We start from the raw sequence: 17,576 nt of genomic DNA, 5'->3' as shown, positions 1-17,576 counted from the left end.
TCCTCTCGACCAAGCCAATCGCGCCTTGGTCGATCTTGCAGCAGACAGAACTATCGGTGCCGCAGTGCTCGTGCCATGACAACCCAGCACCGCAATACACCAGCTATGGCGTCGATCATCATCGGCAGCAATATGTTTCGTGCTGTTCACTTCGACAGGGACGGCGTGGTGACCGACAACGAATCCGTCTCTCTGCGTGGCGTCATCTCTGCCACGACCTGACCAAGAATAGCGATGTGGGCAATGCGGAACTCGGCGACGATTACCGACAGTACATCGATTGAATGGACCGGGGGGTTCGGCCTGAGTTCCTACCTCCATTCGAGACACGTCGTTGGCCAGAACCACTTTTCACCGTCGTTAACACTACCTTGGTCCCGTACAAACCAGCGTCACCTCAGAAGTGCACGCACCTGCCTCCGGTGTCGAGCACGATTTCGTCGACCGTTTTCGCGATGTTGACCGACGCAGAGATCGAAATACCAGACGTTCCATGACGACGTCCATGGCAGGATTGCCCGTCGCGAAGACGCAACCGCGAGGTAAATGCTATTTAGCAGGTTCGCCTTCGGGTGAACTATGCATGCAATGCCGCGTTCACTGCCCTCCCCAGCCGCATCGAAGAGAGTCAAAACATCAGCGTCGGAATGAAACTGACCCCCGATCCCTACATACAGGGCGTGTAGGAGTCACACCGACGCTGCCCTTCGACCCCTCCGAAATATCGACCTGGAGAGCATCACGGAGGAGCGATCAGCTTGAGAATCTCCGCGAGCGCGTCCACACTATGCCCTGACACAAAGTGATCGATCCGCGGCAGAATTTCGACGATTCCGCGCTGTATCGGCTCGTAATCCTGTTTGGCGACATGAGGATTCGCCCACACGATGGTGCGGTAGAGGCGCCTGACACGATCGAGCGCGGTTGCTAATACATCGGGATCTCCCGCGTCCCACCCGTCGCTGAAGACGATCAGAACCGGACGGCTCGTGCGGCCCCTCGTTCGTCTCCAACTCGCGAGTTGTTCGAACGATCGACCGAGGTCGGTGCCTCCGCGATCGACAACCATCGCTCGCCGTCCAGCCGAACCTCTTGGCCCGGCAAGTCCAACGATCTCGCGGAAGGTAGTGCCGAATCCGCATACACGAACCGGGCCCGGGTAGAGAGTGGCAAACGTGGAAGCGAACTCGAGTATTGCCTCAGAGTAACCCGCCATCGACCCGGAAACGTCAATAGCGATGTCCACAGACTCGAAACGAGGAGCCACTCGTTTGGTGACCAGCGCTGCAACGTCACCATCGAGTTCGACGAGAGCGCGTGCAGTCGCGGCCATATCGATATCGAACGATCGACGAGAACCTCTACCGTCCGACTCGCGTCGATGACATGATGCGGTCATTCGACGAATCGATTCGAGCAGGCGCGGCATCGTCTCGGCCGGTACAGCAGTAAAGTCCAGGTTTTCCAGCCGTTCTCCGGTGGCAGCCTTTCGAACTTGATGAACCGCAGGTGGCAACTGCGCGGCCGAGTCGCTGTCGGCGTCCATACCGATTAACTGCAGGGTCGCTTCGGTCTCGCTGTCGGGTGTGCCTTCTCGCAACGCTAGGTGCAGCTTCCAGAACAAATTATCGAACAGGATCTGTTCTTCTTCCGTGCCACACAACAACGAGCGTCCCGCCTGGTGTAACGTCCGAAGCGTGGGAGTGCCGAGGATGTCGACCGCGTCGGCGAACACCGCAATTCGGTCGACGCTGCAAGGCAGACCATGGGCTCGAAGCAGACTGACCACTTCGATCACCGGCGCAATTGTTCCCGGGTCCCCACGGCCGGCCATCTAGACGGCTAGGAGCGTTGTCGGCACGGTGATACCCGCGAGAGCAGCCTCGTCGGCTGGGTCCTTGATCAACATCTGCGCGAGCATGCGGAACTGGGTGTCATCATTGATCGACGTACCCATGATCGTCAAAGCCTGGGTGAAATCGATAATTTCGGACAGTCCCGGCGGGCGAAGCAGATCGGTTGCGCGGACCAGATCTACGTAATCGACGATGGCGCGAGCGCGAACTACACTCAGGCCTTCGAACCGCCGGAGAAGGATCGTCAGTTGTCGGTCACGGTCGGGATGTCGGAAATAGTGATATAGGCATCGTCGTTTGAGCGCATCGTGCACGTCCCGGGTGCGGTTGGATGTCAGGATCACCAACGGTCGAACATCGGCCGATGCGGTGGAGATCTGCCCTAGGTGCGGAACAGTGATCGAATAGTCTGATAGGTATTGCAGCAAAACGGCTTCGAACGCTTCGTCAGCGCGGTCCACTTCATCGATCAACAGTACCGTGTGAGGGTTTTCCAAGGAACGCAGTAATGGTCTCGTCTCCAAAAATCGACGCGAATAGATGGAGCGGTCGCCGCGACTGTCGGCAGCATCGCCGCCCTGCTGTATCGAGCGTAGGTGCAGTACTTGGGCAGTGAAGTCCCATTCGTAGAGTGCTGCATTGGCGTCGACACCTGCATAGCACTGAAGTTGCACCAACTCGCGGCCGGTTGCTGCCGCCAGCGCTCGTGCCAGGAAGGTCTTTCCACACCCGGGTTCGCCTTCGAGAAACATTGGTCTGTCGAGTTTGGAGGCCAGGAAGACCATGTTGGAGACGTCGACGTCAACCAGATACCCGTGGTCCTCCAGTGCGGCGTTTACTGCATCGGGCGAGGCGAAGACGTTGTTGTCATGACCGGGGGGTTCCGTCGTCACCTTTTCACCCCCGCATTCCGTTCAAGCGTGTGGGGGTCGGCGACCACGTTGTCGCGCCACGACGACGAAATCCAATCCAACGACAATGGCGGATCGATATCGTTGAGAAGGGCCCACACTCTCGGCGGTGTCAGCGGCAGGGACTGGACGCGTTTGCCCGATGCACTGGCGACAGCCGAAGCTACTGCCGATCCGACAGCGACGATGGGTATTTCACCGGCCCCCTTGGCTCCCAGTGGACCGTACGATGGGGCGCCTTCGAATAGATCGATGGATATCGGAACGACATCGCTCACACCCGGCAGTCGATACGTCTCGAAGCCTGTCTGCTCGATGCGACCCAGCGCATCGATGGTGATCTCTTCGTGAATCGCGTAGCCGAGTCCCTGGACGATCCCTCCCTGGATCTGACCGCCAATGGCCCGAGGATTGATCGCACGCCCGACATCTTGCACGGTGCGGTACGCGAGGATTTCTATGTGGCCAGTCTCGTGGTCTAGGGCAATTTCGCAGTCGTGGACGGTATAGATAGGCATCTCGATGCCATCGACCATGTGCCCCGCAATGCAGCCTGGTAGCCGGTCTACACCCTTTCGGTTGAACGATCCGGAGCCGGATATCGGGCCGAATCGGTTCTGCGCGTGACGGGCTATCTGTTTGATGGTTGCCGTAATCTGCGGGATCCCGGTTACCTGCACTGCTCCGTCGATGAACTTGAGGTCATCCGGTGATGTTTCGAGGAGGTCGGCTGCGACGATGATCATCTTCTTACGGACCTCTTCGCATGCAGCGGTCGACGCTCCGCCCAACGACACGGTGGTTCTGCCGCCGCCGACCCCGACGTCGTATCCAGCGGAATCGGTGTCTGCCGCACGGACGGTTACGTCATCGAATGGTATTCCGAGACTCACAGCGACGATTTGGGGTATCGATTGCATCATCGAACCCGATCCGATCTCCACACCCGACGTAACCACGGTCACTCCGCCGTCAGGATTGAGGTTGACCGTGCACGCTGACGGACCCACGAACACGAACCACCCGGCCACTACAGTCGAGGACCCGTACAGTCGCCCATCGGGTAGCTTTCCATCGACTACACGTCCCAGTGCCTTTCTGGGCGTCTGCTCGCGCAAAGTCTGCATTCGGTCGAGCATCGGAAGGATGATGTCGCCATCGAGTCGTTGCCCGATTGCATTGACAGAGCCGTCTCGGACGGCGTTGATACGAAGGAACCGATCCTTGTCAATACCAGTCGCGGTGCAGATTTCCTGGGTATGTAACTCCAAGGCAAAGCTGTTATAGGTACCGTTACACGACCTGAACGCGCCCGTCGGTGGTGTGTTGGTGTAGACCGCTTGGGAAACGAGACGTACTGCGCCGAGTTCGTAGATTCCGCCGAGGGTGTACGCAGTCATCGCGGTGAGGAATCCCTGCTCGCCGCTGTACGCTCCGGCATCCATCAAGACAGTCGCCTCGCGGCCGACGATATGTCCGTCTCGATCGATTGCCGAGCGAATCTTGATCTCGGCGTTGTCCCGAGCGGGTGCGGTCAGCATCTCCTCTTGTCGTGAATTCGCAATGCGAACGGGACGGCGCGTCTTCTTCGCAAGAATTGCCGCGAACGCTTCGAGTGCTGCTTCGAACTTTCCACCGAATGCGCCCCCCACTGCTGGCACGACCACCCGTACCGAGGACTCGGGCACATCCAGTAGTTCGGAAACCACCGTCCTTACGGTCCAGGGAACCTGGGTGGAGGTCTCCACGGTGTAACGGCCGTCGTCGAAGGTCGCTATGCACACTCGCGGTTCAAAGTAGGCCTGATTTTGCCTGCCCGTATCGAAGCAGCTTTCGACTACTGTGACGTCGTCGCGGGCGAATGCGGCGGCGGTGTCTCCTCGCACAACGGTGGCTTCCCAAGCGACATTGCCAGCTCTCGTGCCGGGTTCGGTCTGCTCGTAGGTCTCCCAGTCTGGGTGAATCAGCCTGGCATCCGGTGCAACTGACTGCGCCATCCTCACGATGGGGTCGTAGGGTTCGACGTCTACCTCGATTAGTTTGCAGGCGTGTTCTGCGATTTCCTGTGTTTCAGCTGCTATCGCAGCGAGAGGTTCGCCATAGTACCGAATGAGTCTGTCCGCGAACAACTTTCGGTCGCGAACACCGATTCCCTCGAATCCTGGGGCATCCGCGGCGGTGATGATGGCGCGTACACCGTCGACTGCAAGGGCGCGGGTCGTGTCGAGTCGGGTGATGCGCCCAGCTGCCACATCCGACCTCCGCAGTGCGGTGTGCAAAACGCGGGTCGGGTATGTGTCGATGGTGAATCGCGTTCTACCTGTGACTTTGTCCGGTCCGTCACGTCGAGTGGCGTTGTGTCCGATGCTCATGAACGTACCGCTTCCTCGCACAGTCGTACCAACGTTGTCGAGATGGTGTCGAGAAGTCTGGTGTAGCCAGTACAGCGACACAAGTTGCCTGCGAGCCCTATCTCGAGGTCCTCGCGAGTGGGCTCTGGGTTGTCCGTAAGTAGCGCGGCCAAGGACATGGCTATTCCAGGGAAACACATTCCGCATTGCACCACGTCGTCGCCGACGAAAGCGTTCTGAAGCGCGGTCAGGACCTTATCGGATGGGCCGATGGATTCGATTGTCCGAACGCAATGATCAACTGCCTGGGCGACAGGCGTCAGGCATGCCGCAACAGCACGTCCATCGAGCAATACTGTGCAGGATCCACAGAAGCCCTCGCCGCATACGAGCTTGGTTCCAGTCAGATGTAACGACTCACGAAGGAACCGGGCCAGCGGCATCATCGGGTCGACGTCGACTGTGCACCGTTCGTCGTTGACGTCGATCGCGGCGTCAGTTTTCATTCCGGTTCTCCTAACTTCGCTTCTTCGAGCTTGTGCAGCGCACGCCGAACCATAGTGGGCAGCACAGCTCGCCGGTAAGCGGCGGGAACGCCGACACTCGCTGTGACAGCGATCTGTTCCCCCAGCCTCTTGGCATGTTCGTACGCTTCTTCGGGACTCGTAGGATTCGCGCCTAGGCACTGTTCCAGCTCATACCAGCGCGTTGGTCGGGCCCCGACAGCTCCATATGCCACCGTGATGTTGCTCTGATCGCCTTCGCTATCAGTGGTTACCGCGCTGACGATCGCCACGGGATAGTCTCCGGCGGCTCGCAGCGGGAGCCGTACATGAGTCCCGACGCCGACTGCTACCGGAACTGTGATGGACGTGATGAGATGCGGTCGAGTCGGCGGGTACGCCATAAAGTCGTCCAGCCGCGACGTCGTCCGTTCATTGGGGGCTGACCCGACGATGTACTCGACGGTGGCGCGCAACCCCAGCAAAGCTGTCGCGACGTCAGGAGCTCGGAAGCCGATGGTCGCGACGTTACCTCCGACGGTCGCTGTATTTCGTATGTTCGGATTGGCAGACTTCATCGCCGCGATCAGCAGTCCGCGATACACCGGTAGCGGAGGCAAAGCGGCGGCAAGTGAGGAATGGGTGGCCATTGCTCCGATACGTAGACCGTCGTGCCCGCAAGCAACGCCAGTCAGATCTGCAAGGCGGGAGAGGTCGACCAATCGAGGCGGCTCGTCCTCGCCACGTAATCGTGAGCGCATCAACCATGTACCTCCCGCGAGTGGCGCGAAGCCCTCCTCGGCGATCAAGTACGCAGCCTCGTCAATCGAACAAGCCGACACGACTGAGTCCCGTCGACTGGCAACAGGGATAGGAATGTTCGTCATGTCGGCACCTTCGTCAACGCTGCTCGGACCTTGTGTATCGGTGTGGATATCCGGCTCAGCGACTGTCCGGTGCCGCCATGTCGGGCCGACAGCACCTCGGCCATGATCGACACTGCCGTCTCGGCGGCGGTGTTTCCACCAAGGTCGAGACCTATGGGTGAATGAATCCGATCCAGGTCAGCGGTGGTGAGCTGACCGCTGGCCGCCAGCGCGTTCGTGCGTTCGATGTGTGTGCGGCGTGAGCCCATGGCTCCTATGTAGTTAATCTCAGCCCTTGACGCCGATATCAGCAGAGGGACATCGAATTTCAGGTCGTGGGTCAGCACGCATACCGCGGTTCGGTCGTCGACTCTGCCGGCCGAAACTTCACCATCGAAGTAGCGATCCGGCCACTCGACTACGAGGGCATCGACGTCCGGGAAACGGCGCGATGTCGCGAATGTCGCGCGCGCATCGCACACCGTCACGTGATAGCCGACTAGCCTCCCGACCCGGCTGAGGGCGGCAGCGAAGTCGATCGCACCGAAAATGATCAATCGGGGAGGTGGGGCATAGCAGCGAACGAAAGCACAGCCTTCGTATGGACCGTCGAGTTTGACGAGAGATGCTCCACCGACTGTCGTTTTGTTGCGATCGAACTTCGATACCGCTTCGACCATCGGGGCCATACCAAAATTCCTCGAATCTGCGCGTGTGCGAATGAGCCGCTCAAGTTTCGGGTCCTCAGGTATCGGTGTAGCGATCGTCACTGTACGTCCCGCAGAGATCTCGGTGAGTACGGTGTCGAAACCTGGATAGTGTGTCTTGTCCACTCGTTCCAGTAGTACCTCGAGTTCACCTCCGCAAGTCAGTCCGTGGGCGAATGCCGTCTCTTCCGAAAACCCGAACCGCGCAGTATCTGACGAAGTGGCCTCGATGAGCATGTCGAATGCGCGGTACAGGATGTCGGATTCGACGCAGCCTCCCGATACCGATCCCACAACTTGGAGATCGTCCACGCTGTGCACTTCGCCGTTGTGAATGGGGCCAATCGCCATCGTCTGGCCCGGAGGTAGCGGTGCGGAACGCTGAACTGCGGTGATGGTGACCAAGACGAAGGCGGTTTCCGCTGACCACCACTGCCTATACTGCTCGATGTGTTCGATCACTAGCCCTCCACTCGGGACTTGTTGAACGGTGCCTCTGCGATGTTTGCCGTCGCAGAGGCACCGTTCATCGGTACCAGCTAACTGGCTGCGCCTATGTGGCGAAAGTCAGCCTTCTTTGCGGCTGGGAGGTAGAGTCCGACCGCCACTACGACAGTGATGATTGGAGCGAGCGACGCCACCACTGGCAGTGCTGCCTGCTCGGTCAACGCAATTCCCAAGCCTGAGGACGCAACCCACGCCACCACTGGCCATCCCAGCGCCGACAGTCCCTGACGGGCAATGGGTTTCGACGCGTCGGCTCTCGCAATGCCGCGCCGGTTCGTGAAATAGAGAGATGCCAGGGCGATAGCGACCCAGGCCGTCACGAACACTCCTTGCCACGCCAACGCGCGCAGTAGATAGCTCAATACGTCGGTCAGCATGAACAGATATGCCACAACACCTGACACCAACACCCACAGGAACCGGGATGTCGTTTTGCCGGAGATCAGGGTGGCGAGGTCCTGTAGATTGCTCGACGCCGAGTAGTAGTTCGCAGTGTTGATTCTGGTCTGGGAGATTACGATCACGATGACACCGAATATCCCCAGGGAGTTGATGATTGCGGTCACGATGCCGGTTTCCGTGCTGTCGAGATTCCATGCACTGACCAGATAGATCCCGATCAATCCGTTGAGCCCGAACGTCAGTGCATAGAACACCCACCCGAACGTCACGGTACCGTGGAACTTGGCGTCCGAAGGCTTCCCGAGTCGCGCGAACTCGAACGTATACATCATCATCACCCACACGCCCATGTAGATCAGATACGAGTTCAGCCATCCGGGCAGTGGGCCCGCCGCGACGGTGTGGGTCAACCAGTCGGTCGGATAGCCCTGTTTGACAGTGGCGCCGATGACAATTGCTGCGAGCCCGAGCACGTACAACGGAAGTAGTACGCCGTTAAGCTTGTCTAGCCAATTCTGAACACCTCCGGCGACAAGCGGGATGGCGTAGAGAACGACGACGAGGTACCACAATTTGAGATTGCCGCCGAAGTACTCCTGCAGCGCCACCGCTATGATAGAGCCCTCGAACACCGCGTAGTAGATCGCGGTGACAGCGAATAGCAGCGCCGCTAGTCCGGATCCGACGGATCCGAAGATCTCTTTTGAGAACAAGCTGATCGTCTGGCCAGTCTTGATGGCGTGACGTGATAGCACGGAATTGATCAGCCCGTACGTCACGATGGTCAGCGTCATACCGATGAGCGTGTTGACTGTTCCTACGGCGGCATTCGAGGCCACTGCAATGTATAGCCAGAACATCGCCGAGAACATCGCCCAGAAAGCCATTGTCAGCGACCACCTCCCCACGCGGACCGAATCGTTCGAAGGCGCATGTCCAGCAGGGCCGATAACCGTCCCTAAAATATCATTCGAAGTCATAGAGAATTCCTTACATAGAACCGCTCCGGAGGGGTCGCCGAAGCACGAAGAACTGATGCCGGGGCGTGTCCCCTCGGCGGTGTGGTGACTTGCGAAACATTGCTAGATCTAGTGATCGCCGATTTCTGTACTAGGTCGACAGAGCCTCGTGTATCCGTGCGCGTCGACGCGCGGCGTCGGCGCGTGCGATCAGCGCCTGGTCGATGCTGGTTGCCTCGAAGATTGCTGTCGAACCCGGGGCCAACTGGGCGAGTGCGTTCATGTCAGCGCTGATGACGGTGGCGACCATGGCGTAGCCTCCGGCGGAAACTGCATCGCGGTGGAGAACGATCGGCTGGTTCCCACCAGGTATCTGGATGGAGCCCATCGCATATCCGGCGTCGACGATGTTCGATGGGTCCGAACCTGCCCCGAAAGGCTGTTCACGCTTTTCGAACTCGAATTTTTCGTCGCCGTTGAAACGGAGACCGGTTCGATCCGCCACCGGTGTCAGCTTCCATTCGGCCGATGTCAGCATGTCCACCGAATTTGTGGTCAGCAGGTGGGCATAGAGGCCGACTACCACGCGGGCAGCGACAGATCGAGTAAACCGCGGGCGCAGGTCGTCGGCGAGGCTTCGGTAAACCGCACCCCGGTCATTGGACCTGATCGGAACGGTATCACCTGCCGCGAGGGGACGCCCGTGGAAGCCTCCGATCTTTCCCAAGGAATAGGTGCTTCGACTACCCAGCACAACCGGGACATCGATACCGCCTGCGAAGGCGAAATACGTGCGCGTCCCCGCAGAAGCGAATCCGCAAGATACGACATCTCCTTCTTTGAGGGTGATCGCGGTCCATTGCGGTACAGCACCACCGTTGACGCTGATGTCCATGGCTGCTCCGGTGACCGCCATGACCGTCGGAGCAGTGGCAGTGAATTTTGGTGCTGTGTACGTCGATTCGATAGTTGCGGCTCCGCGAGAATTTCCGACCAGCAGGTTCGCGACCTCATGCGAGAGAGTGTCCATGGCGCCGCCAAGTGGAATTCCCACATTGTAATGGCCTGGCCGTCCCAGATCTTGGATCGTGGACAGCAGACCTGGCTCGTCAATGAGTATTGCCACCGAGGGCCTCCAGTACGTCTGAGTTGTATGCATCCGGGTCCGCTGCCCATCGGGCCAGGTCGAACTCGATCTGGGCTCGCTTGTAGCGGAATGTGCCGTTTTCGCACTCCGTTTGGATGGCGTTGTACTCGTTCTCGTCGACCGGCTTGAACTTCACAATGTCGCCGGCGCGGAACAGCACTGGAGATTCCTGAAAATCCGGTAGAGGGGAGTCCGGGGCGAACACCGGGGCCGCGGCGATTCCGAACATCTGATAGCCGCCGGCTCCGCGGACCGAGTAGATGACGGTGAAGCAGCCGCCATGCCCGACTGTCAGTGCAGGAGTGTCTGTGCGGGGGCTGAGGTACTTCGGCACTTCCAATTGCTGTGCCCGGGGTGCCATCTGGTACATGAACGGAAGCGCGGCAACGAAACCCACCGCAGTCACCATCCATGGAATCCTGTGGTGTCGTTCGATGAACTCGTGTGCATCAGCCAAGTTGTTCGCCTCGGCTGCGAAGTCGAGATCGCTCTTGTCAGGCGTTTGGTGATTCGACCGAAAACGCTGGCCGACTTCGGACGTAAACGGGTCGTCGTACCAGACAGGTACCTCCAGTACTCGCGCGAGAGCTGTCTGGGATGTGCTGGCGCGCACTACCTCTTCGAGCTCCTGCACACGCGTCCGAAGCGCCCGAGGAGCCACGATATCCGGGTCGTATCGAAGCAGAAGCGAGTTATTCGTCGGACAGATGTCGGTGATGCCGTCGAGTCCTGCTGCGCGAACAGCGTCGGCGAGTGCACCGACGACGAAGTACCCCTCCAGGCTCATCGCCTCGTCTATCTCGACGAACAGGAATTCGTCACCGCCCCAGGAGTACCGGGCGTGCGTCGGTAGTCCGATGGTGGTCATGCTGTTCCTCGCAGCAGCTGATCAGCGGACTGTTCGAGGAATTTTGTATGGTGTGTTGCATCGGCTACAGCTTGATGCGCGAGCACGGCCTGCAAATACGTTGTCGTGGTTTCGACTCCGTCGATTCGCAACTCGGACAGCGCGCGCAGCGCTCGACCGAACGCCGACGGTCGGTCAGAGTGCCAGACGACGATCTTGGCCACGAGCGAGTCGTAATAGGGCGAGACGGCCGAGCCGCTGACAACTCCGCTGTCGACCCGCACTCCTGGCCCACCAGGGTAGCGGACGTCCGTAATGGTTCCGGGACTCGGCATGAATCCCAGGGCAGGGTTTTCGGCGTTGATGCGCATCTCGATGGCGTGGCCGTTGATTTTGATCGCGCTCTGGTCGTAACCGAGCTTTTCTCCGCTGGCGATGCGCAACTGTTCGCGCACGAGGTCGATGCCGGTGATCATCTCGGTAACCGGGTGTTCGACCTGGAGTCGGGTGTTCATCTCGATGAAACAGATCTCGCCACGGGCTTCGTCGTACAGGAACTCGACGGTTCCGGCTCCTCGGTACCCACAGCGCTGGCCGAGATCAACTGCCGCAGTTAACATCTGCTCGCGGAGGTGATCGGGGAGATTCGGCGCGGGCGTCTCTTCGACTATCTTCTGCTGGCGGCGTTGCAAGGAGCAATCGCGATCGAAGAGGTGTACGACGTCTACCCCATCTCCCAGAATCTGAACTTCGACGTGCCGAGCCTTGTCGATAAAACGTTCGAGGTAGATGGCTGGATCTCCGAACGCTGCTCCAGCCTCGGCAACTGCGAGTTGAAGCTCGCCCTGCAGTTTGTCGGCCGATTCGACGATCCGAATTCCGCGTCCCCCGCCCCCAGCCGAGGCCTTGATCAGCAACGGAAATCCGATCGATTCGGCTATGGCGTGAACATCGTCCTCAGCTGCAATGGCACCCTCGCTGCCGACCAGAACTGGCACGCCTGCCTCTTTGGCTGCTTGCCGTGCTGCGGCTTTGTTGCCCATTAGTGCGATGGAGTCTGGACTCGGCCCAACCCACGTAACCCCGGCGGCTTCCACGCTTCGTGCGAATTCGGCGTCCTCGGACAAGAAGCCGTATCCCGGATGGACAGCGTCTGCCCCGGAACTGTGCACTGCTTCGATGACAGCCGCGGAGTTGAGGTAGCTCTGGACTGCCTGCGCGGGGCCGATCACGCTCACGTAGTCGGAAAGTTCCGCCGCGAGGCTAGTACGGTCAGCTTCGCTGACCACAAGAACTGTCTCAAGTCCCATCTCTTGGGCCGTCCGAATGATTCTGACGGCGATCTCGCCGCGGTTGGCCACTAGTAGGCGCTTCACTGATCCTCCGTAAGTACTGCGATGACGGTTCCGGGATTGACTTCGCCGGCGTCCTCGACGACGAATTTGTCGATGACGCCCGCCACGGAAGTCTTCACCTCACTGAACTGCTTCATGATCTCCACAAGACCAATGGCCTGCCCGGCGTCGACGTGGTCGCCCTCGGAAACGTACGGAGGCTTTCCCGGTCCAGGATTTCTGTAGAAAATTCCTGGCAACGGCGTCGAGATTTCATGCGTTGCCAATGGTTTGCCTTTCTTGATTTGATACGTTCTGGCTTTCTGCGAGCGCGGAAACAACGGCCTTCGCCACCTGCACAGAGTTCGGAGTGTCGGAGTGGACACAGATGCTCGAGAACTCGACGAACAGGGTCGAGCCATCGTTTGCAGTGATAGTGCCCTTGGACACTGCCGACTTCACACGATCAGCGGCGGCGGCGGGATCGGCGGCCTGCGGTCGACGCACGATGACCAAACTGCCGTCGGGGTCGTAGTTCAGATCCACGTACAGCTCCGCAACGAAAGCTGCGCCGGCTTTGTCTGCTGCACGCTGGTGTGCGGTGCCGGCGAGTCCGTAGATCTGGACTCCGAGCCGAGCCGCATATTCCGCCACAGGCTTCATGAGGTCTTCGTCGCGCGAGAGCATTCCGAAGAGGGCGCCATGTGGCTTGATGTGGTTGAGGCGACCACCCGAATGGGCTACGAAGGCGTTCAGGGCGCCAACTTGGTAGATCACCAAGTCCCGAACCTCGTCGACAGTGAGATTCATTTGACGCCGGCCGAAACCCGTGAGGTCGGGAAGTCCGGGATGCGCTCCCAATGCCACTCCCGCCCGCGCTGCGTTGGCGACAGTCGTGGACATGACGTACGGATCGCCGGCATGAAAGCCGCACGCGATGTTCGCGGCGTCGATGAGACCAAGAAGTTCGTCGTCGTGTCCGAAGCTGTGTAGTCCCAAGGACTCTCCCAGATCGGAGTTAACTGTGATTGCGGAAGACATGAGGAAACGGTAAGGGGTCATCGACTCTTGAGATAGCGTGCATACGCATGAAAACCGAGCGCCGCAGTTTATGCAGATGCCCAATTCGTCCTGTTCGCCAACGCACGGTAGCTCGGTTGTAATATCCACGGATACTGCTTCGAACGCTTCATTCCCACATCACAAAGGTGGTTTGCTGTGCAACTGGCAGCACTCATGTCAAATCAGTATCTCTCTCTCCGTCTGAAGACTACGACGCAAGCCACTCGGATGCGCCGGCCTATATCGACAGTGGCTCCGACCGAACTGATCGAGCCGACCGCATATCTCGAGGGAAACGAGTTGGTGACGTTGACCGGCATCGCGATGAATTTTCAAGATGCACGCACTTGGGATGCGTACGTGGAGCGACTTGCCCGAGTGCCCGTATCAGGAATCCTGTTCAATTCCGGGATTGCCCATCCCGAGGTTCCGGGCGGCCTCGTCGATGCTGGTAACCGCTTCGATGTTCCCGTTCTGGAAGTATCACCGCCTGTCAACCTCCTGCAGGTACATCGCCTTGTGAACGACACCATCCAAGCTGAGCACTATGCAGTGCTTCGAAGTTCCCTCGAACTGGCTGATGCCTGCGCCGAACTCGAAGCGCGTGGAACAACTCTGTTGGAACTTCTCGAACGAATTCGAGTAGTGGTCGGTGGCGAGGTCGGGCTCATAGACTCTCAAGGACGAATGGTGGCCAGCCGCCCAGCAGGTATGCACTGGCAATTACCTGACGCGCACACACGAAGGAGTTCCGGCGAGGTCTCTGAGCATGTTCGCCGCCTCAATCCGGTACGTGGCGGCGAACGTTTCTCCATCGCTGTACGGTCGCCTCAGAGCGAGTCAGTTCTCGATCCCCTTCTAGGCCCAGTGGGGTCCATCGTCAGTCTCCATCTGAACTCCGCCGCCGACTACTACAACGAGGAAAACGACCGTATGCGCTCGATGATCGAGCGCCTACGCCTGCCCGATGCCGACTCCCCCCGCTACACGAAGAAATTGATGCGCGCTGCAGGATTCGACCCCCAGAAGCCGACTATCCTCATCACTGTCCGCGCCGGCGCCGATCCGAACGACGCGTGGCGGATGCGAATTCAATTCGCCGACCTTTTCCCCACGCTCGGCCTTCTCGAAACTGAGCACTATTCCCTTCTGATCGGGCAGAATTTCAACCCCGACGCTGCACAGACATCGGTGATCCAGCGACTGCACAAGATCGCCCCGCGGAGGCCGGCAATTGTCACCGCGCCCCTGTTGAGTACCGGCAGTCTCCGCACAGCCATTCTGGCTTCGCCGCGCCAACTCGACCGCGTTAACGAGCCCACGGCCGCTCGGCACTTCGATCTACCGTCCGTCCTCGCGACCTCACTCACCAAAGGCGGCATCGAGCAAGCGCTTCAGTTTATTCGGCCGCTCAAAACATGCGACGACGACACCAATTCCGATTTCATCACCACACTGCGTGCCTTCTTGGATGCAGACGGCAGTCCCACCAAGACTGCCGCTGCCTTGTTCATCCACCGAAATTCCCTCACCTACCGATTGAACCGAATCGGTGAGCTGTTGGGCGTCTCCCTCAGCACGGTCGACGGAAAGTCCACATGCGCAGTAGCACTTGCGGTGTGGGAGATGCAGGAAGAAGCGAGACTCAGATGACCGGCACCCGCATTGACCTCGAAGACACCCGCGCCGAACTGGCGCCGTGGGACAAAGGTGGATTCTAGGGATCGTCGCAACACTGTCAGTGTCCGACGTACTGTATGCCCTTCGCTCAGAACGTGCTCGCCGAGGATCGCTTCGAAGCACGGCGAGCTCCTCGAGGTCGATCGCGATATCACACCCGGATCGACCTGTGTACGAGGCGCGGAAACGTTGACCGTGGCACCCGCCACCGATACGCCTACCGAGAGGTTTCGAGCCAACGCGATCAGATCGTCGACGCTGTCCTTGAGTCTCTGTTTACGGCTGTAGCGACGCAGACCCAACGAGAGTTCCTGCGCCAGGGTGTTACGCACCGCCGCGATACCGGAGCTACTGGGAAGGCCTTCGATGCTGATCGTCAGCCAGCCCTGGCTGTCCGCATGATGGGCCAGATAGTTGAGCAACGACGTCTTGCCGACGCCCCGTAGTTCGGAGAGAATCATGCCGCGGTCGTAATTAAGAATCCCCTCTCACCCGGAGACTACCGAACCAGGTTTGATCGTGGAGACCGAGGAAGGACATCATTGTAGGAACAACGAGGTATCCACCGGAGTTGCGTGCGCTCGGTGCGGTTGTATCGAGGGTCGGATCGGCAAGCCATAGCTGCGCCGACATGTATCCATCCGGCGTGTGGATGATCAGACTGCGCGGCGCGTGTTCCAGCGGCTTGAACGCCAACGGTGCCGCCATCATCGTCGAGGTTCGCCAGCCGAGGATTCTGCGTGAGTATGCATCGATGACAAAGGCGACATCTCCCCCAAGCGCTTCGTGCAGGGGGTACCCCACTCAACCTGACCACGTCGAGACGTAAGTAAAGTCGTCCACCTACAACATGTTTGGAGTGACCGAGTTGAACTTTCGTTACACCAGATCGTCCGCTCGATGTCGTTGAGGATCAGCAATGGTGGTGCGTTTGGTCTTACATCGCCGCGCAGCTTCCGCCTAGGCCTGATCTCACCCCGCCCCGCGGCCACAGCAATCACCGCGCCCTTCAAGAAACCCAGAAAACCCTCCCGCGCAACACTTCGCACCACCGCACACCGAGCCCGAACCGTCGCACAACTTCAATCACTTGATGGTGCCCAGAATTCGTTGCAGCCCAGCGGTGCTGGCGGCTATTTGAAGTTCTCACCAACGCACGCGCCGGCACGCCAAAGGACGCGGAGAGCGCAACCCCTCGCCCGATTCGCGTCTTCCCAGTTGCTCATTCACACAACAGGATTGAAACAGCAGGCCACATCGGAGAGATCTGCGACGTCCTCAACCGAGCAAACATCGACCCCACCCGATGGACCGTCCGCGACATCGCCCCCGAACCAACTATGGCCAGCACATCTCACCCACCCCGCCACATTTCTACGATGGAGGCTCATACAGATCAACTGGTCCAAACCCTCCCCGACCGAGCGTACCCACGTAAACGATCGAGCGCGCCTAGCTGAACAGACCACACGTCGACGACAAACTGGCGACCGCAATGCTCGCATCGCAGACGCCGCCCCGTACCGCGAGCAGTTCTCACGTACATGACAGTGAGCATTCAGGACGCGGAAAGTCCTATGCCAGCGCCGAATCGGAGCTTACGGCGACCTACAACGGTTCCTGACAGCGTTCGGCGGGATTCCCATCTCTTGCTGCCCTAGCACTTGCTTACCGCGCGTCCGAGTGCCGCATCGAACTCCAGGTTGGAATTTCACGCTGAGGTGGGAGAACGGGGTTAAGGATCTCACCCGCATGAAAGTGAAGCAAGCCCACCGACCGGGGGGAATCCTACTCGGCGGGGCCACGCGTCGTCGACGTCATCGACGACGCGAAGATGAACGTAATGCGCCCGACATCTTTCCGCTACCTACGTACCAGTAGTCACGAACCCCCCAATCTCACTGCACGATTGGGGAACTTTTGTCATCTGAGGGCCGAGAAAGGCAGGTCCTACATAGGTATTTCTGCCCACGCATTACGCGCCTTCAGCTGGCACTGTCAGACGGTACCTACACACAGTGATCAAAGGTGACGACCAGATGACACTTCAGGGATCAACTGGACAATTGCCAGATTCTGCTCAACCGTGCCCAGCTCACAGGGACGGCGACGCAGTCCTGCTGAGGCACGGTGATCCGGGATTGCATTCTCAGCACTCCAGTCGACAAACAGGAATCCAACGGGCAGTCGGTCAACATGGCATCCGAGCGAGAGTGTCGAATGCGGCTAGGTCACTGTGGTGGGCAATAGTGCAAGACCCAATAACAGGTTTTGAATTTGGACGGGAAAGCGCGTCACCCTGGTGCTCAGTGCCAGGGATCGGAGTCTGGAGAGGTAGCAGTCCTTGTCGATCCCGAATCGAGTCATGATTTCGACTTCGTCACCACCACCGAAGGCTGCCCATCGAGTGAAAAATCTGACGAGATAGTCGTCGTCGACCTCTT

Annotated in this window: 15 protein-coding genes; 2 read left to right on the top strand and 13 right to left on the bottom strand. The window is 59.1% G+C overall.

All coding sequences use genetic code 11. From position 1 onward, the window contains the following. A partial coding sequence (locus R4P64_RS29940) for a hypothetical protein (protein WP_317823805.1) occupies positions 1-284 on the top strand: 284 nt, incomplete at its 5' end. A 455-nt stretch (positions 285-739) separates the two neighbouring features. Here R4P64_RS29940 and R4P64_RS29935 read toward each other — a convergent pair. From R4P64_RS29935 to R4P64_RS29880, 12 genes are all read right to left on the bottom strand, one after another. Continuing rightward, positions 740-1,798, bottom strand: a complete 1,059-nt coding sequence (locus tag R4P64_RS29935) for a VWA domain-containing protein (protein ID WP_317823804.1) — start codon at positions 1,796-1,798, stop codon at positions 740-742. Positions 1,799-1,834: 36 nt separating this feature from the next. After that, entirely contained in the window at positions 1,835-2,749 is a 915-nt protein-coding gene (locus R4P64_RS29930) for a MoxR family ATPase (protein WP_317823803.1), read from the bottom strand. Next, the gene (locus tag R4P64_RS29925) at positions 2,746-5,139 is read right to left on the bottom strand and encodes a xanthine dehydrogenase family protein molybdopterin-binding subunit (RefSeq protein ID WP_317823802.1); all 2,394 of its coding nucleotides are present in this window, start codon (positions 5,137-5,139) and stop codon (positions 2,746-2,748) included. The genes R4P64_RS29930 and R4P64_RS29925 overlap by 4 nt, the downstream gene beginning before the upstream one ends. Beyond that, entirely contained in the window at positions 5,136-5,624 is a 489-nt protein-coding gene (locus R4P64_RS29920; RefSeq protein WP_317823801.1) for a (2Fe-2S)-binding protein, read from the bottom strand. The genes R4P64_RS29925 and R4P64_RS29920 overlap by 4 nt, the downstream gene beginning before the upstream one ends. Continuing rightward, positions 5,621-6,508: an FAD binding domain-containing protein gene (locus R4P64_RS29915; protein WP_317823800.1), complete on the bottom strand. Its 888-nt coding sequence runs from the start codon at positions 6,506-6,508 to the stop codon at positions 5,621-5,623. Before R4P64_RS29915 ends, R4P64_RS29920 begins: the two co-directional genes overlap by 4 nt. After that, positions 6,505-7,656 (bottom strand): XdhC family protein, encoded by a 1,152-nt coding sequence (locus R4P64_RS29910; protein ID WP_317823799.1) that lies wholly within the window; start codon positions 7,654-7,656, stop codon positions 6,505-6,507. The genes R4P64_RS29915 and R4P64_RS29910 overlap by 4 nt, the downstream gene beginning before the upstream one ends. A 77-nt stretch (positions 7,657-7,733) precedes the next feature. Continuing rightward, complete coding sequence (locus R4P64_RS29905) at positions 7,734-8,990, bottom strand: permease (protein ID WP_317823798.1); 1,257 nt, start codon at positions 8,988-8,990, stop codon at positions 7,734-7,736. Between the two features lie 223 nt (positions 8,991-9,213). Further along, positions 9,214-10,188, bottom strand: a complete 975-nt coding sequence (locus tag R4P64_RS29900; protein WP_317823797.1) for a biotin-dependent carboxyltransferase family protein — start codon at positions 10,186-10,188, stop codon at positions 9,214-9,216. Further along, on the bottom strand, positions 10,172-11,077 hold the full coding sequence (locus R4P64_RS29895; RefSeq protein ID WP_317823796.1) for a 5-oxoprolinase subunit B family protein: 906 nt from the start codon (positions 11,075-11,077) through the stop codon (positions 10,172-10,174). Before R4P64_RS29895 ends, R4P64_RS29900 begins: the two co-directional genes overlap by 17 nt. Further along, a complete protein-coding gene (locus R4P64_RS29890) occupies positions 11,074-12,432 on the bottom strand; it encodes an acetyl-CoA carboxylase biotin carboxylase subunit (RefSeq protein WP_317823795.1) in 1,359 nt (452 codons plus the stop codon). The genes R4P64_RS29895 and R4P64_RS29890 overlap by 4 nt, the downstream gene beginning before the upstream one ends. Further along, positions 12,429-12,677, bottom strand: a complete 249-nt coding sequence (locus R4P64_RS29885; RefSeq protein ID WP_317823794.1) for an acetyl-CoA carboxylase — start codon at positions 12,675-12,677, stop codon at positions 12,429-12,431. The genes R4P64_RS29890 and R4P64_RS29885 overlap by 4 nt, the downstream gene beginning before the upstream one ends. Continuing rightward, complete coding sequence (locus R4P64_RS29880) at positions 12,664-13,431, bottom strand: 5-oxoprolinase subunit PxpA (protein ID WP_317823793.1); 768 nt, start codon at positions 13,429-13,431, stop codon at positions 12,664-12,666. Before R4P64_RS29880 ends, R4P64_RS29885 begins: the two co-directional genes overlap by 14 nt. A gap of 195 nt (positions 13,432-13,626) precedes the next feature. Between R4P64_RS29880 and R4P64_RS29875 the strand changes: the two genes are divergently transcribed. Continuing rightward, a complete protein-coding gene (locus tag R4P64_RS29875; protein ID WP_317823812.1) occupies positions 13,627-15,105 on the top strand; it encodes a helix-turn-helix domain-containing protein in 1,479 nt (492 codons plus the stop codon). Between the two features lie 501 nt (positions 15,106-15,606). Here R4P64_RS29875 and R4P64_RS29870 read toward each other — a convergent pair. Beyond that, entirely contained in the window at positions 15,607-15,936 is a 330-nt protein-coding gene (locus R4P64_RS29870) for a hypothetical protein (protein WP_317823813.1), read from the bottom strand. Positions 15,937-17,576: the final 1,640 nt, after the last annotated feature.

The sequence above is a fragment of the Rhodococcus sp. IEGM 1366 genome (assembly GCF_033142425.1).
In the GTDB taxonomy this organism is placed as follows: Bacteria; Actinomycetota; Actinomycetes; order Mycobacteriales; family Mycobacteriaceae; genus Rhodococcus_F; species Rhodococcus_F globerula.
Note: the sequence above shows the minus strand (reverse complement) of the source record. Positions and strands in the feature narration are given on the sequence as shown.